General features: G+C 54.7%; 27 protein-coding genes. 3 read left to right on the forward strand and 24 right to left on the reverse strand.

Translation table 11 applies throughout. The features are described 5' to 3' along the window. Window positions 1-5 precede the first annotated feature (5 nt). The 18 genes from ACVBDQ_RS10450 to ACVBDQ_RS10535 form a co-directional block, all read right to left on the reverse strand. Window positions 6-356 carry a SpoVA/SpoVAEb family sporulation membrane protein gene (locus tag ACVBDQ_RS10450; RefSeq protein WP_012820684.1) on the reverse strand — a complete coding sequence of 117 codons (351 nt, stop codon included), beginning with the start codon at window positions 354-356 and terminating at the stop codon, window positions 6-8. A 39-nt stretch (window positions 357-395) separates the two neighbouring features. Further along, entirely contained in the window at window positions 396-1,424 is a 1,029-nt protein-coding gene (gene spoVAD / locus ACVBDQ_RS10455) for a stage V sporulation protein AD (protein WP_011231786.1), read from the reverse strand. An 18-nt stretch (window positions 1,425-1,442) separates the two neighbouring features. Then, window positions 1,443-1,871: a SpoVA/SpoVAEb family sporulation membrane protein gene (locus ACVBDQ_RS10460; RefSeq protein WP_013144836.1), complete on the reverse strand. Its 429-nt coding sequence runs from the start codon at window positions 1,869-1,871 to the stop codon at window positions 1,443-1,445. A 17-nt stretch (window positions 1,872-1,888) separates the two neighbouring features. Continuing rightward, window positions 1,889-2,320 carry a stage V sporulation protein AB gene (locus ACVBDQ_RS10465; protein ID WP_011231788.1) on the reverse strand — a complete coding sequence of 144 codons (432 nt, stop codon included), beginning with the start codon at window positions 2,318-2,320 and terminating at the stop codon, window positions 1,889-1,891. Further along, window positions 2,307-2,930 (reverse strand): stage V sporulation protein AA, encoded by a 624-nt coding sequence (locus ACVBDQ_RS10470; RefSeq protein ID WP_011231789.1) that lies wholly within the window; start codon window positions 2,928-2,930, stop codon window positions 2,307-2,309. Before ACVBDQ_RS10470 ends, ACVBDQ_RS10465 begins: the two co-directional genes overlap by 14 nt. A gap of 354 nt (window positions 2,931-3,284) precedes the next feature. Then, a complete protein-coding gene (gene sigF / locus ACVBDQ_RS10475) occupies window positions 3,285-4,037 on the reverse strand; it encodes an RNA polymerase sporulation sigma factor SigF (protein WP_014196263.1) in 753 nt (250 codons plus the stop codon). A gap of 13 nt (window positions 4,038-4,050) precedes the next feature. Continuing rightward, a complete protein-coding gene (gene spoIIAB / locus ACVBDQ_RS10480; RefSeq protein WP_011231791.1) occupies window positions 4,051-4,491 on the reverse strand; it encodes an anti-sigma F factor in 441 nt (146 codons plus the stop codon). Then, window positions 4,492-4,842: an anti-sigma F factor antagonist gene (spoIIAA, locus tag ACVBDQ_RS10485; RefSeq protein WP_014196264.1), complete on the reverse strand. Its 351-nt coding sequence runs from the start codon at window positions 4,840-4,842 to the stop codon at window positions 4,492-4,494. It lies immediately after the preceding gene. A gap of 125 nt (window positions 4,843-4,967) precedes the next feature. Continuing rightward, the gene (locus ACVBDQ_RS10490) at window positions 4,968-6,143 is read right to left on the reverse strand and encodes a D-alanyl-D-alanine carboxypeptidase family protein (protein WP_011231793.1); all 1,176 of its coding nucleotides are present in this window, start codon (window positions 6,141-6,143) and stop codon (window positions 4,968-4,970) included. Window positions 6,144-6,310: 167 nt separating this feature from the next. Continuing rightward, window positions 6,311-7,612: a pyrimidine-nucleoside phosphorylase gene (locus ACVBDQ_RS10495; RefSeq protein ID WP_014196266.1), complete on the reverse strand. Its 1,302-nt coding sequence runs from the start codon at window positions 7,610-7,612 to the stop codon at window positions 6,311-6,313. Between the two features lie 5 nt (window positions 7,613-7,617). Next, window positions 7,618-8,454 (reverse strand): purine-nucleoside phosphorylase, encoded by an 837-nt coding sequence (locus ACVBDQ_RS10500; protein WP_011231795.1) that lies wholly within the window; start codon window positions 8,452-8,454, stop codon window positions 7,618-7,620. A gap of 29 nt (window positions 8,455-8,483) precedes the next feature. Further along, entirely contained in the window at window positions 8,484-9,671 is a 1,188-nt protein-coding gene (gene deoB, locus ACVBDQ_RS10505) for a phosphopentomutase (RefSeq protein WP_020278266.1), read from the reverse strand. Between the two features lie 131 nt (window positions 9,672-9,802). After that, on the reverse strand, window positions 9,803-10,699 hold the full coding sequence (gene xerD, locus ACVBDQ_RS10510) for a site-specific tyrosine recombinase XerD (protein ID WP_011231797.1): 897 nt from the start codon (window positions 10,697-10,699) through the stop codon (window positions 9,803-9,805). A 6-nt stretch (window positions 10,700-10,705) separates the two neighbouring features. Continuing rightward, on the reverse strand, window positions 10,706-10,918 hold the full coding sequence (locus ACVBDQ_RS10515) for a YqzK family protein (protein WP_011231798.1): 213 nt from the start codon (window positions 10,916-10,918) through the stop codon (window positions 10,706-10,708). A 100-nt stretch (window positions 10,919-11,018) separates the two neighbouring features. Continuing rightward, window positions 11,019-11,471 (reverse strand): ferric iron uptake transcriptional regulator, encoded by a 453-nt coding sequence (fur, locus tag ACVBDQ_RS10520; protein WP_011231799.1) that lies wholly within the window; start codon window positions 11,469-11,471, stop codon window positions 11,019-11,021. A 97-nt stretch (window positions 11,472-11,568) separates the two neighbouring features. Next, window positions 11,569-12,234 carry a stage II sporulation protein M gene (gene spoIIM / locus ACVBDQ_RS10525; protein ID WP_013144830.1) on the reverse strand — a complete coding sequence of 222 codons (666 nt, stop codon included), beginning with the start codon at window positions 12,232-12,234 and terminating at the stop codon, window positions 11,569-11,571. A 219-nt stretch (window positions 12,235-12,453) separates the two neighbouring features. Further along, window positions 12,454-13,644 carry an endonuclease Q family protein gene (locus tag ACVBDQ_RS10530; RefSeq protein WP_446663206.1) on the reverse strand — a complete coding sequence of 397 codons (1,191 nt, stop codon included), beginning with the start codon at window positions 13,642-13,644 and terminating at the stop codon, window positions 12,454-12,456. Next, complete coding sequence (locus ACVBDQ_RS10535) at window positions 13,634-14,197, reverse strand: NUDIX domain-containing protein (protein ID WP_021322465.1); 564 nt, start codon at window positions 14,195-14,197, stop codon at window positions 13,634-13,636. The genes ACVBDQ_RS10530 and ACVBDQ_RS10535 overlap by 11 nt, the downstream gene beginning before the upstream one ends. 118 nt (window positions 14,198-14,315) lie before the next feature. On the opposite strand from ACVBDQ_RS10535, the gene ACVBDQ_RS10540 reads away from it, so the two are divergent. Next, window positions 14,316-15,236, forward strand: a complete 921-nt coding sequence (locus ACVBDQ_RS10540) for an aldo/keto reductase (RefSeq protein WP_014196270.1) — start codon at window positions 14,316-14,318, stop codon at window positions 15,234-15,236. A gap of 218 nt (window positions 15,237-15,454) precedes the next feature. Here ACVBDQ_RS10540 and ACVBDQ_RS10545 read toward each other — a convergent pair whose 3' ends face one another. The 4 genes from ACVBDQ_RS10545 to ACVBDQ_RS10560 all read right to left on the reverse strand — a co-directional run bounded on the left by ACVBDQ_RS10545 (window position 15,455) and on the right by ACVBDQ_RS10560 (window position 17,766). After that, window positions 15,455-16,648 carry a CynX/NimT family MFS transporter gene (locus ACVBDQ_RS10545; protein ID WP_011231804.1) on the reverse strand — a complete coding sequence of 398 codons (1,194 nt, stop codon included), beginning with the start codon at window positions 16,646-16,648 and terminating at the stop codon, window positions 15,455-15,457. 13 nt (window positions 16,649-16,661) lie between these two features. Beyond that, window positions 16,662-16,904: a YqkE family protein gene (locus tag ACVBDQ_RS10550; protein ID WP_011231805.1), complete on the reverse strand. Its 243-nt coding sequence runs from the start codon at window positions 16,902-16,904 to the stop codon at window positions 16,662-16,664. Between the two features lie 288 nt (window positions 16,905-17,192). Continuing rightward, on the reverse strand, window positions 17,193-17,432 hold the full coding sequence (locus ACVBDQ_RS10555) for a YqkC family protein (protein ID WP_011231807.1): 240 nt from the start codon (window positions 17,430-17,432) through the stop codon (window positions 17,193-17,195). Further along, window positions 17,422-17,766 (reverse strand): iron-sulfur cluster biosynthesis family protein, encoded by a 345-nt coding sequence (locus ACVBDQ_RS10560; RefSeq protein WP_011231808.1) that lies wholly within the window; start codon window positions 17,764-17,766, stop codon window positions 17,422-17,424. The genes ACVBDQ_RS10555 and ACVBDQ_RS10560 overlap by 11 nt, the downstream gene beginning before the upstream one ends. Before the next feature lie 87 nt (window positions 17,767-17,853). Between ACVBDQ_RS10560 and ACVBDQ_RS10565 the strand changes: the two genes are divergently transcribed. Together ACVBDQ_RS10565 and ACVBDQ_RS10570 are read left to right on the forward strand one after the other, a co-directional pair. Further along, window positions 17,854-18,072: a CDGSH iron-sulfur domain-containing protein gene (locus tag ACVBDQ_RS10565; RefSeq protein ID WP_011231809.1), complete on the forward strand. Its 219-nt coding sequence runs from the start codon at window positions 17,854-17,856 to the stop codon at window positions 18,070-18,072. Between the two features lie 15 nt (window positions 18,073-18,087). Next, window positions 18,088-18,285, forward strand: a complete 198-nt coding sequence (locus tag ACVBDQ_RS10570) for a YqzH family protein (protein WP_011231810.1) — start codon at window positions 18,088-18,090, stop codon at window positions 18,283-18,285. Window positions 18,286-18,411: 126 nt separating this feature from the next. Here the strand turns inward: ACVBDQ_RS10570 and ACVBDQ_RS10575 are convergent, their stop codons facing one another. Beyond that, the gene (locus ACVBDQ_RS10575) at window positions 18,412-19,200 is read right to left on the reverse strand and encodes an SDR family NAD(P)-dependent oxidoreductase (protein ID WP_014196272.1); all 789 of its coding nucleotides are present in this window, start codon (window positions 19,198-19,200) and stop codon (window positions 18,412-18,414) included. Next, window positions 19,191-20,162, reverse strand: coding sequence for an MBL fold metallo-hydrolase (locus ACVBDQ_RS10580; RefSeq protein ID WP_011231812.1), 972 nt, complete (start codon window positions 20,160-20,162; stop codon window positions 19,191-19,193). Before ACVBDQ_RS10580 ends, ACVBDQ_RS10575 begins: the two co-directional genes overlap by 10 nt. Window positions 20,163-20,201 lie beyond the last annotated feature (39 nt).

Raw genomic sequence — 20,201 nt, forward strand, 5'->3', positions numbered from 1 at the left:
CATCTCTACCCTTTCGGTTTGCAAGTGAGCGCCGCGGCAAAAGAGCCAGCCACGATAAAAGCGAACAAGGCGCCGGCAAATCGGAACACCGCTGCTCCGGTTTCGACAAATCCCTCCGGCCGCGGTTCTGCCATGGCTCCTTTCGCCAACCAATACCCAAATCCGCATAGCGGCATCGTCGCCCCGGCGCCAGCCCAAGCGACGAATGGATCATAGACGCCGCCAAAGCCAAGGAGTACGCCAAAGACGACAAGCGAACCGGCGACGCCAGCCGGCGTCCATTTGCCGCGGTCGATGATGAGCTGAACGATGGCGCACAGCAGCCCGCCGGCGAGAAAGGCACGGACGTATTCCATATCACATTCCCTCCTGATCGTTCCCAAATAAAAGACGTCCTACGGCGGCAAATCCGGCTCCTGTCCAGCCGCTTCGATGACGACGCCGTGAGCGATCGCTGGGATCGACTGTTTTTGCTGCACCATCGTTTGACTCAAGAGCGCCCCGGTAGCGACGACAAACAGGCGTCGAAACGTTCCGCGGGCGAGCTCTTGAAGCAAATACCCGTACGTGACGACCGCCGAGCAGGCGCAGCCGCTGCCGCCGGCGAACACCTTTTGATCTGGCCGGTAAATCATCAGCCCGCAATCGTTGTAAACGTCGGTCACATCGTAGCCTGATTCAGCAAGCAACTCGCGGACGATGACGCTGCCGACGCGCGACAAGTCGCCGGTGACAATCAAATCGTAATCGCCCGGCGAGACGCCTAAGTCACGGAAATGCTGCTCGATCGTATCGGCCGCCGCCGGGGCCATCGCCGCCCCCATGTCGAGTGGGTTTTTCAGCCCGGCGTCAACGACTTTGCCGATCGTCGCCGCCCGGACGCGCCAACGTCCCGGCGCGCGGCCAACGAGCGCGGCGCCGGCGCCCGTGACGGTGAACGTCGCCGTTTTCGGCTTTTGCACCCCCAGTTCAGTCGGGTAGCGAAACTGCCGTTCGGCCGTCGCGTTATGACTGCTTGTCGCCGCAAGCGCCCGATCAGCCAATCCACCAGCGACAAACGCAGCGGCTGCCGCCAACGTTTGCATCGAGGTCGAACAGGCGCCGAACAAGCATAAAAACGGAATCGGCAGCTCGCGGGCGACATAATTCGATGTCGCATTTTGGTTTAACAAATCACCGGCCAAAAATAGATCGACTTCTTCGGCAGAGACGCCCGCCTTTTGCAAGCAGCAGTCCACCGCCTCCCGCATCAGCCTCCGCTCGGCCAGCTCCCACGTCGCTTCGCCGCAATATAAGTCGCGATGGCAAACATCAAAATAACTTCCGAGCGGCCCGTCGGCTTCAAGCGGCCCGACCGCGGCAGCGGCCGCTTGGATGTAAACACCATCGTCAAACACCCATGTCTGCTTTCCGACACGTTTCATGGCCAATCCCTCTTTTCGTCACGGCCAAACAAGGCCAAGCACATAGGCGGCAATCAGACCATAAATGACCGCTGCCCCACCGGCTTTCAACATCTGCCCGGCCACCCCGGCCGTCCATCCTTCGCTGCGATGCTCGATAGCGGCGCTGGCGATCGCATTGGCCAGCCCTGTAATGAGCATCGTCGCCCCCGCACCGGCAAATTGGCTGAAATCATCATATTTCCCGACGGCCGTCAGCACAATCGCCAATCCAGCCATCACCATAGACGCCCACAGATGGGCCTCGAGCGGCGAAGCGGCAAACGTGCCGCCATACCAATCAGCGAGCCATTGCGCCAACGCACAAAACATCCCACCGACAAAAAACGCTTTTACCGCATTGGCGGCGTATGGGGGAGAAGGCTGAAACGCCTTCACCTCGCGGACATAATCGGACTTTAATCCCACGTTTCCTTCCCCCTTTGTCAGCGAAAGTGATCGACAAAATAAAGCCAATGAAACAACGAACCGGCCACTTTGCCAAAGGCGATGGCCATAAGTAAAATGACGATTTTATCATCGACGCCGATCCGCTTCGCTAAAATCGGCCAAACGTTCAACACCTCTGTTAAAGCGGCAGCGAGCATTCCGATAAACACACCATGAAACAATCCGATCGGCGCTAGCCAATATTTGGATAAATGCCAAACCGAATGGCGCAAACTCATCCAACCGCCAACGATGGCGCCGGCTACAGCCCCCCATTCATAGGCGTGAATGCGTTTTGGCGTTTTCGTCAGCTGCGTCAGGCGCGGGATGACGCCAAGCACGACCAAAAAAGCGACAAATCCGGTTCCGACCGCCAACCCTCCGGCGAAGCCGACGAACACTACCAGCAAAATCTCAAGCGTCGTCAAGAGGCCTCAAGCTTTCTTTGTTTTCATGCAAAATGACGTACTGATCGATCGATTGCTGGTAGTTGAACATTTCGACTTCAAGAGGGCTGGGCTCCTCGTTGATTCGTTTGCGGAACCAATGGTTGAAAAATAAAATCATCCCGATGCCGAGCCCAAGCGAATATGGAATTTGCAAAAGCAGCGGTTTATCGACCGCCTGGCCGGTCACCATCTCGTACAGATGGCGATGCACCCGTTGCATGCTGACGTCCTCGTGAAAGTTCATGATCGCCATCGCCGAACCGACGAACAAAAGAAGCCAAACGAGAACGAAGGAAGCGGTCGAAACCTTCCGTTTTTCATAGACGACTTCAATGATCGTCTGCGATGGGCCGATCATCTGCACATCAAGCGAGGAATCCACATCAAACACAGCCCGGATCATTTGCATCATATCGATGATGACGATATTTTTATCGCTGGGCTGGATGCGATAGAGCGGAATCGTCTTCAACCGCCGAATGAGCCCGCCATCCGGCGCAGCGATTTGGGCCGCCTGCCCGAGCGTCACCACCGCCCCCGGCTTGACTTGCACGCGATGGCGCGGCTTGATAAATACGGTGTTGGCCATTTGCTTCACACCTTTGTCCCCATTTTGTTTTTCTTTAGTTTGGTTGGCAAAAACACCGATCATGCGGCCTGTCGGCGTTCACCATCGATTTCATAAAAATAGAAAAGAATGGGCAAAAAATGCCCATTCTTTTTTAGACTTTTGTTGCTTGCTATGGAAAAAGCGTTCCAAGATGCGCTTACAGACCAAAAGGCGGATGCGATTCATGGTTCACCGCCGATGAATTGACATCCGTCCATTTTGAACACACCTGTGCGGACAAAATGGACTATCCGTCCATTTTGTTGCTCACTCCGTGCGGACAAAATGGACTATCCGTCCATTTTGTTGCCCACTCCGTGCGGACAAAATGGACTATCCGTCCATTTTGTCCTTTATGTGCTGCAATATTTTCTTTTCCAGCCGGGATACTTGCACTTGAGAGATGCCGAGCCTCGATGCCACTTCGGACTGGGTTTGGTCTTTGTAATAGCGCAAATAGACGATCAGCCTCTCACGCTCGTCGAGTTCTTCGATCGCTTTTTTTAAGGCGATTTTGTCAAACCATGACGCCTCGTCGGCGTCAGCGATTTGATCAAGCAACGTAATCGGATCGCCGTCGTTTTCGTACACCGTTTCGTGAATCGATGTCGGCGAGCGGACGGCCTCTTGGGCGAGAACGACTTCCTCAGGGGAAATGCCTAAATGGTCGGCGATTTCCGTAACCGTCGGCGCCCGCCCGCGCGTTTTCGACAGCTCATCTTTCGCCTTGCGGATTTTGTTGCCCATCTCTTTCAGCGAACGGCTCACTTTGACGGTGCCGTCGTCGCGAAGAAACCGCTGAATCTCCCCAATGATCATCGGCACGGCGTACGTCGAAAACTTGACGTCATACGACAGGTCAAACTTGTCGACCGACTTTAACAAGCCGATGCAGCCGATTTGAAACAAGTCGTCCGCTTCATAGCCGCGGTTTAAAAAACGTTGAACGACCGACCAGACGAGGCGCATGTTTTTTTCAATAATTTCATCACGCGCTTCTTGATCGCCTTCTTGGCTGCGGCGGATCAGCTCTTTCATCTCCTGATCTTTGATTGGCGACTGATCTTGCTTGACATCGACATCCATAGGCATGTCTCCCTCAGTTACATAACGCTTTGCTTTTCGCAATATGCTTTTTCAAATACACAGTCGTCCCTTTATTCACTTCCGATTCGACGATGACTTCGTCCATGAAGTTTTCCATAATGGTAAAGCCCATCCCTGACCGCTCGAGCTCGGGCTTTGTCGTAAACAACGGCTGGCGCGCTTCTTCGATGTCAGGAATGCCGACTCCTTCGTCTCTCACCGTCAAATGGACGACACCGTCTTCAATGATGACGGAAATGGAGACGATGCCGTTCGGATCGTTGTTGTAGCCGTGAATGATCGCGTTTGTCACCGCCTCAGAGACAACCGTTTTAATTTCCGTCAGTTCGTCCATCGTCGGGTCAAGCTGGGCGACGAACGCCGCCACGGTCACACGGGCGAACGATTCATTTTCGCTGCGGGCAGAAAATTGGAGGTGCATTTCGTTGCGCATTTACGCCACCCCCAATGCTTGCAAGGCGAATTGCTCATCCGCCTCAACGCGGATGATTTTAAACAGACCCGACATGTCAAACAGCCGTTTGACGGCCGGCGATACGGCGCATACAACCATCTGCCCGCCGACGTTTTTGATTTGTTTATAGCGTCCGAGAATGACGCCGAGGCCAGAGCTGTCCATGAACGTCAATTGTCCTAAATTGAGCACGATGTGGCGGACCGCTCGGTTTTCGAGCACATCCGTCACTTGTTCACGCAATTGTTCGGCTGTATGATGGTCAAGCTCCCCAGACAGGCGAACGATGAGCACGTCTTGCTTCACTTCCAAGTCGATCGCGAGACTCACAGCGTGTTCCCCCTTGTCCATTTCAGGATATGGAGACATTTCGCTGCTGTCCGCCCGAAATCCTGCCGTCCGACAAAACTAGTGGTCGTTCGCCAAAGAGAGCGAAAAGACCGCAAAACTTGACATTATCCCGCTTGCACGAAGCGGCCAAACACCCGCTTAAACAAGTCCCAAAAGCTCGCTTCTTCGACCGTTTGCTTGGCGACGATCGGGCTGTGCAAAATTTCTTTTCCATCCTGTTTTAAAATGAGGACGCCAAGCTCATCGCCTTTGCGAACGGGTGCTTTCACATTGTCTTTCACTTTGATCACTTTTTCGATCTGCTCGACCGACTGCCCTTTTTTCGTCAGCACCGACACCGGCTCCGACGTCACCGCTTCGACGGATGACCGTTTGCCTTTGCTTATGTTGACGCGGGCGACTGTTTCATTCCGTTTGTACACCGGGTGAGTTCGATATTGGGAAAACGCGTAATCGAGCATCTTCGTAATTTGCGCATTGCGCGATTTCGGCGTCGGTGCTCCAAACACAACAGCGATGACGCGCATGCCGTTCTTTTTCGCCGTGGCGGTCAAACAATATTTCGCTTCGGCTGTATATCCGGTTTTCAGGCCGTCAACGCCCGGATAAAATTTGACAAGCCGGTTCGTATTGACGAGCCAAAACTTTTTGTCCGTATTTTCGCGCAAATAGTCTTCGTACTTGCTCGTATATTTCGTAATATCTTCATATTTCAACAGTTCGCGCGCCATCATGGCCATATCATAAGCGCTGCTGTAGTGATGTTCCGCCGGCAGGCCGGTCGCATTGGCGAAATGAGTGTTTTTTAAGCCGAGCTGTTTCGCTTTTTCATTCATCATCTCGACAAATGCTTCTTCCGACCCGGCGATCTGCTCAGCCATAGCGACCGACGCGTCGTTGGCCGAACCGATGGCAATGCCGCGCAGCAGCTCATCGACGGTCATTTCCTCGCCCGGCTCGAGGAAAATTTGCGATCCACCCATTGACGCGGCGTATTCGCTCGCCCGCACTTTTTCATCGTAGGACAGCTTTCCTTCATCGATGGCTTCCATGACTAGCAGCATCGTCATAATTTTCGTCATGCTCGCCGGCGGCAATGGTTCATGGGCATTTTTTTCATACAATACTTTGCCGGTGTCGCGTTCAATCAAAATGGCTGATTTCGCCTCATCGGCCAGCTTCACTTTCGCTTCCTTCATCTCTTTCGCCTCGGCATGGGCAGAAAGAGGAAGAAAAAGAAGAAACGGCAATAAAAGAAGACGAGTGACTTTCGTTTTCATCTCCCAAACCTCCATTCTTTATACATGCCATTTTTTCCAGGCGAGATATTTTTATACAAAAAAACAGCTCATTTTCCAAAAAACAAAAAAAACGCCCGAAACACGCGTTTCAGGCGTCTTCTTCTTGAACAACCGCTTTTTTCCTTGCGGATCGCCAGCGTCCCTCTCTATACGATGGTCTCATAAATGAGCGGCGGCCGAGCAACCGGCTGCGGCGACAGACGAACAGCCGCCTCGATCTTTTCTTTCACGTCAAGCACATCTGGCCGGTTGCTGTGAATCGTGGCGAGCGCTTCCCCTTTCTGCACGCGATCGCCGATTTTTTTATGGAGCACAATGCCGACCGCCAAATCGATCACGTCTTCTTTTTTCGCCCGGCCGGCGCCGAGCCACATGGCGGCCGTGCCGATGTCATCGGCGGCCATCTCGGCGACATAGCCGTCGGCAGCCGCCGTGACGGTCGACGTATAGGCCGCCTTTGGCAATTTATCCAGATCGTCAACGACCGATGCATCTCCACCTTGAGCGGCCAAAAACGTTTTGAACGCCGCGATGGCGGCCCCGCTGCGAATCGCCTCTTCAAGCAAACGGCGCGCCTCATCAAGCGATGGCGCCTTCTCCGCCAAATAGACCATATGGCTGCCGAGCGTCAAACAAAGTTCGGTTAAATCGTGCGGCCCGTCTCCTTTTAACGTTTCGATGGCCTCTTTCACTTCCAAGGCGTTGCCGACGGCATAGCCGAGCGGCTGGCTCATGTCAGAAATGACCGCCATCGTCCGGCGGCCGACGCGCTTGCCAATGTCGACCATCGCTCGAGCGAGCCGGCGCGCCTCGTCAAGTTCCTTCATAAACGCTCCGGCGCCCGTTTTCACATCCAAGACGATGGCATCAGCCCCAGCGGCGATTTTTTTGCTCATGATCGACGAGGCGATGAGCGGAATGCTGTTGACGGTCGCCGTCACATCGCGAAGCGCATATAGCTTTTTGTCAGCCGGTGTCAAATCGCCCGTTTGGCCGATAATGGCGATTCCGTTTTCATTCACGAGTCGAATGAACTCGTCTTTGCTGATCTCGACATGAAACCCGGGCACGGACTCGAGTTTGTCGATCGTGCCGCCCGTATGGCCGAGGCCGCGCCCAGACATTTTCGCCACCGGCACGCCGACAGAAGCGACAAGCGGCCCTAAAACGAGCGTCGTCGTATCGCCGACCCCGCCGGTCGAATGTTTATCGACTTTCACGCCGCGAATACTCGACAAATCGAGCATTTCGCCGGAGTGCACCATCGCCATCGTCAGCGCGGCCGTTTCTTCCTCGGTCATGCCGCGGAAATAAATCGCCATCGCGAGCGCGCTCATTTGGTAATCGGGAATGTCCCCGTTTGTATACCCTTGGACGATCCACTCAATTTCTTCCTTCGTCAGCGCCTTTCCGTCGCGCTTTTTCGCAATCAAATCGACCATTCGCATCGCGATCACCTTTTTCGTTTTGATTTCGCCATTTCGGCGACAATCGCTTTCACAAACCGCAAAAAGTCCGTCTTCACCCGCTCGGCCGTTTCAACCACTTCGTCGTGGTGAAGCGGAGCATCCGACATCCCTGCAGCCATATTCGAAATGCACGAAATGCCGAGCACCTCAATGCCGCCGTGGCGGGCGACGATCACTTCCGGGACGGTCGACATGCCGACCGCATCGCCGCCGAGCGTACGAATCATGCGGATTTCCGCCGGCGTTTCGTACGACGGCCCCGTATTGGCGACATATACTCCTTCATGCACGCGAACGCCAAGTCTCGCCGCCGTTTCCTTGGCGAGCTCGCGCAGCCGCCGGCTGTACGCTTCCGTCATGTCCGGAAAGCGCGGACCAAGCTCCGGATCGTTCGGACCAATGAGCGGATTTGTGCCCAGCAAGTTGATATGGTCGGAAATGATCATGAAATCGCCGGGCTGGAACCGTTCGTTGATGCCGCCCGCAGCGTTTGTCACGATCAATTCGCGGACGCCAAGCGCCTTCATCACCCGGACGGGAAACGTCACTTCCTGAAGCGAATACCCTTCATAATAATGAAACCGCCCTTGCATGGCGACAACGGTCGCCCCCTCAAGCCGCCCATATACGAGCCGTCCAGCGTGTCCTTCAACGGTCGACACTGGAAATCCGGGAATATCTTCATACGGAATGCGAACCGCCTCTTCGATTTCATCAGCGAGCACGCCGAGCCCCGAGCCGAGAATGAGACCGATTTCAGGCGGAGTTGGCATCAATGGGCGCAAATGACCGGCGGTTTTTTCAATCGCTTGTCGATCCATTCTTTTCCCCCTCATCGTTCTTTATGAAGTTAGGCCAAATCAGCCAAAAAGCTTGTTCCGTACGGCGGCCGGTTGACTTGGAAGTTATCCGCAATCGTTGCGCCGACATCGGCAAACGTCTCGCGGACTGGGAGCGGCTTGCCGCCGCGAAATCGCGGGCTGTACACAAGAAGCGGCACATATTCGCGCGTATGGTCAGTTCCGTGGTGAATCGGGTCGTTGCCGTGGTCAGCGGTGATGATAAGCAAGTCGTCCGCTGTCAAGCGCGGCAACACATCGGCAAGCCGGGCGTCAAACTCTTCGAGCGCATCGCCGTAACCTTTTGGGTCGCGGCGATGGCCGTATTTAGCGTCAAAATCGACGAGATTGACGAAACTCAACCCGGTAAAGTCCATGCCGAGCGTGTCGACGAGCTTATCCATTCCGTCCATATTGGATGTCGTTCGCAACGACTGGGTAACTCCTTCATTGTCGTAAATATCGGCGATCTTCCCGATGGCAATCACTTCATAACCGGCGTCTTTCAATTCATTCATCACCGTTTTGCCAAACGGCTTAAGCGCATAGTCGTGCCGGTTGGCGGTTCGCTCAAAATGGCCGGGTTTGCCGATGAACGGTCGGGCAATGACGCGCCCGACCATATACGGCTCGTCGCGCGTCAATTCACGAGCGATTTCGCAAATGCGGTACAATTCATCAAGCGGCACAACTTGTTCATGGGCGGCGATTTGCAAGACGGAGTCGGCTGATGTATAGACGATGATCGCCCCTGTTTTCATATGCTCTTCGCCAAGCTCTTCGATGATCGCTGTTCCGCTCGCCGGTTTGTTGCCGATCACGTTCCGGCCGGTGCGCCGCTCGAGCTCAGCGATCAATTCATCTGGGAACCCGTTCGGAAAGACGCGGAACGGCTTGTCGATGCGAAGGCCCATCAGCTCCCAATGGCCTGTCATCGTATCTTTTCCAGCCGATGCTTCCTTCATTTTTGTATAGTACGCGAGCGGTCGCTCGACTTTCGGCACCCCTTTGATCTCACGAATATGGCTTAGGCCGAGCTTCGCCATGTTCGGCATATAGAGGCCGCCGCGATACTCAGCGATATGGCCGAGCGTATCCGCTCCTTTGTCGTTGTATTTCTCGGCATCCGGCGCCTCGCCGATGCCGACTGAATCCATCACAATCAAAAAAACGCGCCGGTATGTCGTTTTCACATTCATTCCCCCTGCCTGCAATGAAAAATGGAGTCTCTTTCTATCGTTCCCGTATTTTCGCGAAAACACGCCTATGGCCAATTGGTCAGAAGTCTGACAACTAAAACGACAGGCAAGCGCCTAGCATACGGCAGCTGCTAGGCGCGCGGGTGGTACTGTTTGTACACGTCTTTTAGGCGCGTTTTCGTAACATGCGTATACATTTGCGTCGTCGAAATGTCGGCATGCCCAAGCAACTCTTGCACAGCGCGCAAATCGGCTCCGTTCTCAAGCAGATGCGTCGCAAACGAATGCCGAAGCGTATGCGGCGTCAATTCTTTTTCGATGCCGGCTTCTTTCGCGAGCCGCTTTAAAATTTTCCAAAACCCTTGCCGTGTCAACCGCTGGCCATAATGGTTCAAAAACAGCGCCTCCGTTGCCCGTCGTCGCGGATTGACAAGCTGCGGGCGCCCTCGCTCCAAATAGTGGGCAAGCGCTTCAATCGCCATGCGCCCGATCGGCACGATCCGCTCTTTCCGCCCTTTTCCATAGCAGCGGACAAACCCCATCGTCAAATGCACGTCGCTTAAGTTGAGCTGCACAAGCTCACTGACGCGCATGCCGGTCGCATACAACAGCTCCAGCATCGCCTTGTCGCGCAGCCCAAACGGTGTGCTCACTTGCGGCGCTGCAAGCAGCGCCTCGACTTCCTCGACCGACAGCACTTTCGGCAGCGTCCGTTCAAACTGCGGCGTTTCGATATGGACGGTCGGGTCTTGCGCCGCGATTTTCTCCCTTAGCAAAAACTGATGAAACGAACGGATCGACGCCAAATGGCGGGCGATCGTCCGCGCCGATTGCCCTTGTTCGCTTAAAAACTTTAAAAAATGGAGAATATGGAGGCGCTCCACTTCGCCCCACGCCTGAAGCTGCTCGACTTGGCGCAAATAGCGGACGTATTTTTTCAAATCGCGTTCATATGAAACGATCGTATTGTGCGCCAAATTCCGCTCCACCGTCAAATAATGCAGAAAATCTTTCAACTCGTATTCCAACGCTCTCTACTCCCCATCGCGATAAAAAAATAACAGTCGGTCGAGCCAACTTGGCGGCGCACTCTCCGCCGCCGATACTTTGACCGCCGATCCCTTCGGCTCATCGTATCGGTGGTAATACTCGTACTCGCGGTTAAACCATACAAGACTATAATAAAATAAAATGGTGCATCCCGTAAATAAAAGAAACACTTTCACCATTTGCCAAACGGTTTTCATGGCATCCTCCCTATCAGCTGCTTGTCAGCTTGCTAGTATGAGGATATGCCATTTGTTTCGTTGTTTATACGCAAAAAACCTTTCCCGTTGGAAAAGGTTTTTATTTTTCTTCATGCTTTTGCTGGCAACGGTGACAAATGCCGTGGAACGTCAAACGATGGTCTTTAATTTTAAATTTCCACTTCTCCTCAACAATCGCTTCGACATCCTCAAGCAAATCTTCTTGAATTTCCGCCACCGACCCGCATTCTAAGCAGATGAGGTGGTGATGAAAATGGGCCGCTCCTTCCTTGCGGAGGTCATAGCGCGACACCCCGTCCCCGAAATTGATTTTATCGACAATTTTCAGCTCGGTTAACAGCTCGAGCGTCCGATAAACGGTCGCCAAACCGATTTCTGGGGATTTTTCTTTCACGAGGAGGTAGACGTCTTCCGCGCTTAAATGGTCTTCTTCATGTTCAAGCAGGACTCTTACCGTCGCTTCCCGCTGCGGCGTTAACTTGTAACCCGCCGAATGCAGCTGCTTCTTGATTCGTTCCACACGATCTTCCATCTTTTCATTCCTCCCTCGCCATTCACCCATCATTATAACAAATGCACGAGGGAAGTATCAAAGTAAAATCACTATTATGAAGAAATGATAATGGTTATTATATAATATTCATTATGATTAAACTCATTGTCCATTGAACCGCCTGTTTCATCAATGCCGGCGAAAGATATGCCTCGACCGCTGAGGAAAGAAGCAGCCCAAGGGCGACAGCCGCCATCGCCGCTGCGTAGCGCATCACCATCGGAAACATCGATCCATGCGGCCGCTTCATAAACTGGTTGCGCACCATGTGCAAGGAAAACGAAATCGAAATGACGCCCATGACGATCATGAGTGGAATGGCCACCAAATTTTGCGGCATGATGGACACAAACGACAAAAGAAACCCGCGCCAACCCATTTGGTTGACTAAAAAGCCAACCGTAAAGCCGACAACGACGCCTTTGAAAAACAGCAAAACAAGAATGATCGGCAAGCCAATGACAGAAATGCCAAGCACCCACATCAGCGCGGTATATTTGACGTTGTGCATATAGCTTTGCCGGAACATATCATGGGCGCTTGCGATATTGTCTTTTGACACTTGTCCAAAAAATTGCGTCAAGTAATAGTACAAGTCTTGCTTTTGACTGAAACCGAGGCTGTTGACGACAATGGCGCCGAAAATGACGCCCATGAGAAACAGGACGATGACAAACACGTACAGCGAAGCATGTTCACGCCAATGAACAGCGATAGCCGATTTCAGCGGATGGGTTCTCATTGTGCTTCGTCCTCCTACTTTGTCTCTTAGTAGATTGTATGTCCATCCGCTTTCGGTATGACTGTTTTTCTAAAAGGCTGGTGATGTAATAAAAAAGCAGCTCAACACCGACGTGTGACCAACTCCACGGGCGGCACGCCGCCTCGGTCCATTGGCGCATGGCTGGGCCAAGCAGCACGCACGGCATGATGATGAACGGCAGGAGCGCTGCCCGAGTGGTTACCCCTCCCGCACTTTCCCGTACCTCCCACCGCCCCCGGCCTCGATATGGAGCGCACCGCTGCGGGCAAGGACGATCAGTTGGGCCAACTTTTCTCCCACCGTCTCCGCGATCTCTTCCTCCGCCGCCTCATGAAGAACGCTCATTTCCGTGCCAAAACGGGCGAGCAGCTTTTCATACGCTTTTGAACCAAGGCCGGGGATGAATTCAAGCGGCACTTGATAAATGTACGGCGGCCGTTTCGGCCCGCGTTCCGCCGTTTTCAGCTCCGCAAGCCGGTCAAACACGCCTTTCACGAAGCGATGATGGCCGCATGCCGCACAGCGGTCGACGTCCGGTGCAACCGGCGCAAGGCAGCGCTCGCACACTGTCTGGTGATATTTTCCGAGTTTGGGATTTAAACCGTAGTTGGCGACAATCGCGCGCCCGTCTTCACCGCGCAGCGCTTTTTCCAATTCAGCAAACGTCGGGGCGGCGAGCCGCACTTCTTCATATTCGCGGGCGATTTTCCGCAGCGAATGGGCATCGGAATTCGTCAAGTACGGGTAGCGATGCAATTCGGCGATCTGGTCCGCCATCGCCGTGTCGGCGCTTAACCCAAGTTCAATGGCATCAATCCAATCCGGGTCAAACACTTCTGTCAGGCTGTGCTTGACCCCTTTTCCGTACAAGCTTTTAAACGGGGTGAACGCGTGCGCGGGAATGAACCAGCCGCCCTGCTCTTTCGCGGCAGCTTGCAGTTCACGGCCGGACACGTAAATGCGCTGCGAACTGAGCGACACGTTCTTTACCCGTTTGCCAAGCCAGCCGGAAAACGTGCGCATCGTCTGCACAGTCGGCAAAAAAACGAGCACGTGGATCGGTCCATGGCAATGGTCGTCATATACTTCGATTTCACTGCCTAACAAAAGCGTCACCTTCCCGGCGCTGACGCCGCCCCCCTCATGTTCGCGCCAACCGTGCTTCTCCACTGCCCGCTCGAGCTCGTCCAGCACTTCGGGCACATGGCTGTCAATGACACCGACGAGGTCGATCCCTTTCACCTCAGCCGCCTCATGCAAGATGTTCTCAAGCGTCAACGTGCGCGCCCCCGTAATTTTCACCGGGCGGCCCGAGGCGGTGCGGCCGATGTGAATATGTAAATCAGCGTAATAACGGCCGAGGCCGCGCTCGTTTTTTTTATTCGGCATTTTGCTCCCCTAGCGCGCGGCGCAGCTGCAAATATTGCAAGGCGTATGCCGTTTTCGCATCGTAAATGTCGCGTTGTTGAAGCATCTCAAGCGCCTCCTCCAATGTAACTTCCAACAGCTCGACAAACTCATCTTCATCCAAACCGGCGCCGTCCTCCGCTTTTTCCAGCCCCTCGGCGACATACAAATGGATGAGTTCATCGGCAAACCCTGGGGATGTATAAAAGGAAATGAGATGGCGCATCGATTGGGCGCGGTAGCCGGTTTCTTCTTCGAGCTCGCGGTGTGCGGAAGAGAGCGGCTCTTCCCCATGTTCTAGCTTGCCCGCCGGAATCTCGACTAATGCGCGCTCCAGCGCTTTTCGGTACTGGCGGACAAGAACGATTTTCCCGTCCGGCAACAGCGGCAGCACCGCCACCGCCCCCGGATGTTTGATCACCTCGCGCTGGCTCGTTTTCCCATTTGGCAGCTCGACTTCCTCGATATACAAGTCAATGATGCGGCCGCTGAACAATTTCTCTTTGCGGACGGTTTTTTCATACAACTTCTCCATTCTTCTTCTCCCCTATCGATTGATGGACTCTTTTCCATTGTACTACATGTTTGGCCATTTTTTCGCTTCCGTTGTACAATGAACATATCATCATCGATCGCGAAAGGGGGCGCAAAAGATGAACAAACGCCGCATCGGCACATCAGACTTATACGTCAGCGAAATTGGACTCGGCTGCATGTCGCTCGGCACTGATGAAAACCATGCCATCTATCTCATCCATGAAGCATTGGAGCGCGGCATCAACTACTTGGATACAGCCGATTTATACGACCGCGGCTTAAACGAGGAATTTGTCGGCAAAGCGGTGAAAGGAAAACGCGACCAAGTCATCATCGCGACAAAAGTCGGCAACCGTTGGCGCCGAGACGGAAGCGGCTGGGACTGGGATCCGTCAAAAGCCTATATCAAACAAGCGGTCAAAGAGAGCCTGCGCCGCCTGCAAACGGACTACATTGACTTATACCAGCTCCACGGCGGCACGATCGACGACCCGATCGATGAGACGATTGAAGCGTTCGAAGAGCTGAAGCAAGAAGGCGTCATCCGTTGGTACGGCATCTCCTCGATCCGCCCAAACGTCATTCGCGAATATGTGAAGCGCTCGAACATCGTCAGCGTCATGATGCAATACAGCTTGCTTGACCGGCGGCCGGAAGAATGGTTCCCGCTTCTTCGCGAACATCACATCAGCGTGATCGCCCGCGGTCCGGTCGCTAGAGGCTTGCTCACGAGCCGCCCGCTTGAACAAGCGAGCAGCGCGGTGAAAGAACACGGCTACCTCGATTATTCCTACAAAGAACTGCAGGCGCTCATCCCGAAGCTGAAGGAAAAAACGGCCGGGCGCCGTTCATTGACCGCGACCGCGCTGCAATTTTGCCTGTATGACCCGGTCGTTGCTGCCGTCATTCCGGGCGCAAGCCGGCTTCGGCAGCTTGAAGAAAACATCGCCGCCGCTTCCGCCCCGCCGCTTGATGCCGACGAATACGAATGGCTGAAACAAACGACAAAACGCTCGGTGTATGAGGCGCACCGATAAGCGCAGGAATCGCCATCGTGCTTCATTCCGACGCCTATGGCCAGCAACAACCGCAGGCCGCAGCCTCTATTCCCTGCCTATGTGTGTCACTGAACTTGCCGGCGGCCATGGCGCTGACAAGAGGCAAAACGAAAAAACAAACCAAAAGAGCCCAACGGCTGCCAATGTCCGTTACGGGCTCTTTTTTCCAAATGGGCCGGTCACTTCACAAAAACCGATCAATCCTCTTCCACATACTGATTCCTCGCTGCCCCTAAGCCGAACGCCATCATGGCCGCACAGACGGCCAACAACATGCCAAGCGGGGCGGTAAACCGTCTGGCCGCATCGTACAATACGCCAAACAGAGGCGGTCCGGCAGCAGCCAGCAAGTAGCCGACCGATTGGGCCATGGCCGACAGCTGGGCGGCTTCCAGCGGACGGCGCGTGCGCAAAGTAAACAGCATCATCGCCAGCGAAAACGCCATGCCGGCGCCGATGCCGGCGAAAAGCGCCCCAACCCAAAGCAGCCAACCTTGGCCAGCCAAAAAGGCGATCGTTCCAAAAGCCATGAGCAACACCGCCGAGCCGATCAGCACTTTTTGATTGTCCATCCGCTCCGCGAGCATCGGAGAGACGAACATCATCGGCAACTGGGCAAACTGGAAGAAAAAGAGCAGCCATCCGGCTGTATCGGCCGCCAAGCCCTTGCTTTGGCCAAGCTCCGGCAGCCACGTGACGATGCAATAAAAGAACAAGGATTGCAGCCCCATAAACAGCGTCACTTGCCAGGCAAGCGCCGATCGCCAAAGCGAAGAGCGCCGGCTTCCCGCCGGGACGCCGCTTGACTTCTGGCGCCAAGCTTGCGGCAGCCAAACGACAAGCGACAACGCGGCAACCAGCGCCCAAAAGCGAAACGCCCCTTGCCAGCCGATCCCCCACCCGTCGGCAAGCGGAACGGCGAACCCGGAAGCGAAGGCGGCGCTCATGTTCATCGTTACGGTATAAACGCCCATCATCAAGCCGACCCGTTCAGAAAACGTGTCTTTGATCAGCGCCGGCATGAGAACGTTGTCGACCGCGATGGCGGCTCCAATCAGCGCCGTGCCGAGAAATAGGGAAAACTCTCCCGAAAGCGGGCGAATGAGTTCGCCGGCAAGCAAAACAACAAGCGAACCGAACAGCGTCCGCTCTATTCCGAACCGCCGGGCGAACGCGGCCGCCACAGGAGCCAAGAAGGCAAACGCCAAAAGCGGAATCGTCGTCAACGCCCCAGCGGCTGCGTGGGAGAGGCCAAGCTCCCGCTGCAATTCAGGAACAAGCGGCCCGACCATTGTGAGCGGTGCGCGCAAGTTGGCGGCCAAGATCACGACCGCAGCCACCATGAACACAGACGCGGACGCCATACCCGCTGTCATCATTTTTTGTTTCATCTGAACGTTCCCCCTATTTAAACTTCCGCCAATCGAGTTCACTTTCTTCCAGCAGCTCGGCAAATGATTTCTGTTCCTCACGGCGGCGCTCTTCCTCGCGACGCCGCGCCTCTTCCGCCGCTAGACGCCGCTGTTCTTCCTCGGCAAGCGCCCGCTTTTTCGCGAGCAGTTTCGCTTCCGTCTCGGCACCGAGCCGGTCGGCAAGCGTCACTGCCTGCGTCTCTTGTTCTTTTTTCCGCGCAACCCGGTTCTTCATGATTTCCGCCCCCTTTGCATAACGACCGTTCGTTTGTCAAACGATACAACTAAACGATAAGAAAAAGGAGAGATGTATGGATGGAGAAAAACCGCGCCCAAAAAGGGAAACCGTCCGCCGATACGGTGAAGCCGGTGATCGCAAAAGAAGAATTGGAAAAAGCAATCCACCCGACTAAGCGGCAAAACAGTCCGCAATAACATTGGAAAGCGCCGTTCGGCGCAAAACGCGGCTTCTAACTATGGAAAGGGGCGCCCCCCGGCCGAAAATGGCTTAGGGGCGGCCCCTTTACAACACCTCGGTGATGTGCGGCATATGTTCGCCAAGCCAGGCGATCGCCTCCTCCAGCGTCGGAAACTCTTTCATTTCAAACGTCATTTCGTTTTGCAGCAGCCAGACGTCTTTCGCCTCATGATACGGGCCGGCGACCGACCAATGAAGCAAGCTGTACGGATCGTTTTCATGGGTGAACGACACCCATGTTTTTTGCTTCGCCGCCTTTGCGAGCTGCTCTAGCTTACCGTTCATGGCCAGATTTCACCTCAACAAACGGCATATGACCATTCAACGTTTGCCCTGGGCTTTTGAGCTGAAAAACGGTCGTTCCCGGCTTGACGTCAATCGTCATCGTTTCATCAAAAAAGATGAGACGCGACCGTTCCACGAGCACCGGCGCAAAATTCGTCTCGACGACGACATCATCTTCATCGGCTTTGTCGACAAGCCATAGCGCCGGCACGCCGTCGACCAAACAGCCGCAGCCGTCAGTGTCAAACATCAACTTTAACTGCCGTCCGGATTCCGCTACAATAGAGGCAAGCGCCCGTTTGGCTGCATCCGTAAACGTGATGTACAGACTCATAGCTGGCTCCTTTTCCCTTTGATTTCCTTTATTTATTTTACCTGTCAACATGAGAAACTGTCAAAACAAAGCAAGGAGGAAAAAGCGATGGCAAAAGTGCAAATCAAAGTGAACGACAACGGCTCGCTGCGCGTCACCGGCGATGTTGAACTGCTCGATGGAGAAGGAAAGCCGTTTGTGACCAAACAAACGTTTTCGCTCTGCCGTTGCGGGCTGTCGAACAACAAACCGTTTTGCGACGGTTCGCACAAAGGCCGCTTCCAATCCGTTGTCCGCGCCCCTTTGCCGGAAACGGATAAACAATAAGGCGGTGAGAAGCCGATGGACGAACGATGGCTGCAAAAACAAGTGCGCAACTGCCTGCGGCATTATGGCTATGATGATGACATGATGCCGCTTGGCGAAGACGACTGGCGCGAGCTTTGCACCCGCATTGCCGCCGCCAAAGAGAGGCAGCCAAACGCGGACATCTATGAACTTGTCCATGACGCCGTCTACCGGTTCATCACCAGCGCTTGACCCGGCTCGTGTCAAACGAACACGGGGTTGGCCCCAAAGGCCATCTTTCTTCAAGAAGAGGAAAGGCGTTTCGCGCGTCTAGACGATGATCAGAAAGGGTGCCCCTTATATTTGGGACACCCTCGCTTACTTTTGGAAAAACGCCCGCTTTGCCACCTTTTCCACAAGACCCGGAGCGAGCCGGTACAGCCGGCTGCCGAGATCCATCCAACGCGGCATGTTCACTTCGCGCGTTGGCGTCATCATCGCGGCAACAACGCGCTTCGCCACCGCCTCCGGCCTTAACATCCAACGCGAGACATTGCGCACATACTCTCCCGATTCATCAGCGGCCGAAAAAAAGTTCGTCTCCACCGGCCCCGGATTGACGGCCGTGACAAAAATGCCAAAGCGCCCCGCCTCGAGGCGGAGGCTGTCGGTAAAGCCAACGACCGCGTGTTTCGTCGCGGAATAGACACTCGACTTCGGCGTCGCGATTTTGCCGGCTTGCGACGCAATGTTGATAATATGGCCGCTTCCTCTCTCTTTCATATGCGAATACACCGCCTTCGTACAGGCGATGAGGCCGAAGACGTTGACGGCAAACATCCTCTCCATTTCATCCAAGTCGATGTCCTCGACATAGCGAAAGACGCCAAACCCGGCGTTGTTGACCAACACATCGATCGCGCCAAGATCCGCAATGAGCTGGGAAACAACCGCCTCGATCATGCCGCGGTCGCTGACATCAAGCGATGCATACGGGGCGCGAATGCCGGTTTGCGCTTCGATCCGCGCGCTCGCTTCTTTCAGCTTTTCTTCACTGCGCGCCAAGAGCACCGGCACCGCCCCTTGGCGCGCCGCTTCATAGGCGATTTGCTCGCCAATTCCTCCCGACGCTCCGGTAATGACGACATGGCGCCCCTTCAGCCGCACACCGACACCCCCACCGCTTCGTAGACGTATCGGCCGGCTTCCTGCTTTTTCGTCACATACCCGTTCGCCTCGAGATAATCAAGCTGGCCGATCGTCTCTGACATCGTCAGCATGAGCTGGCGTTCGTAAGCGGTCGGGAACAGCTTTTGACAAACGTCAAACACCGTATGCGGGCGTTCTTTCACCATTTCGAGCACCCGCTCGGCGCGCTGGCGCTGCTTACCCAGCCGCTCGCGAACGAGCGCCGGAATATCGGTCGCATCGTCGCCATGGCCGTTTAGCGAGCGAACGATATCGTATTGCAGCATTTTTTGCAGCGACTCGTTGTACTGCAACAACGGTTTCGGCCGTCCCGTCTCTCCTTCCGCCGGCGGCTCCATCATTGGATTCGGGGAAATATGAACAAGCAAATGATCGCCGCCGATCAGCAATCCGTCCGCCTCGCGGTAGAGGGCGATATGGCTTTGCGCATGCCCCGGCGTTTCGATGACCTGCCACCCGGGCATCCCCGGCACCGCGTCCCCTTCCGTCACCATGATGTCAAGCCCGCGCCGGCTTGCGTAGCGAAGCGATCCGCCTTCTTTGGACAGCTGACTGAACAAACGGCGGTCGACGCCGCATTCCGTAAAAAATTCCTGAAAAAATTGGACGTACCGCTCCATAAACGAACGTTCGCGGCGCAAAAACGGATCCGCTTTCGGATGGCCGATGATCGGCGCATGCGGAAAATAATCAAGCAAGCCGACATGATCCGGATGATGGTGAGTAATGACGATTTGTTCAATATCCTCTGGCGCATAACCGACCTCGCCAAGCTGCTTCACAAACAGCTGCCATGCTTCCTCTGTTTTCACTCCGGCATCGACCAGCGTCAACCGATCGCCGGCGATCACGTACATATGCACATCGCCGACCGGAAACGGCGTCGGCACCGTGATCCGATACACTCGTTCCTCGTTCATTGCGTTCCCTTCTTTCCTCAAGTTCATGAACCATCCCGT

This window comes from Geobacillus sp. CCR, assembly GCF_052906625.1.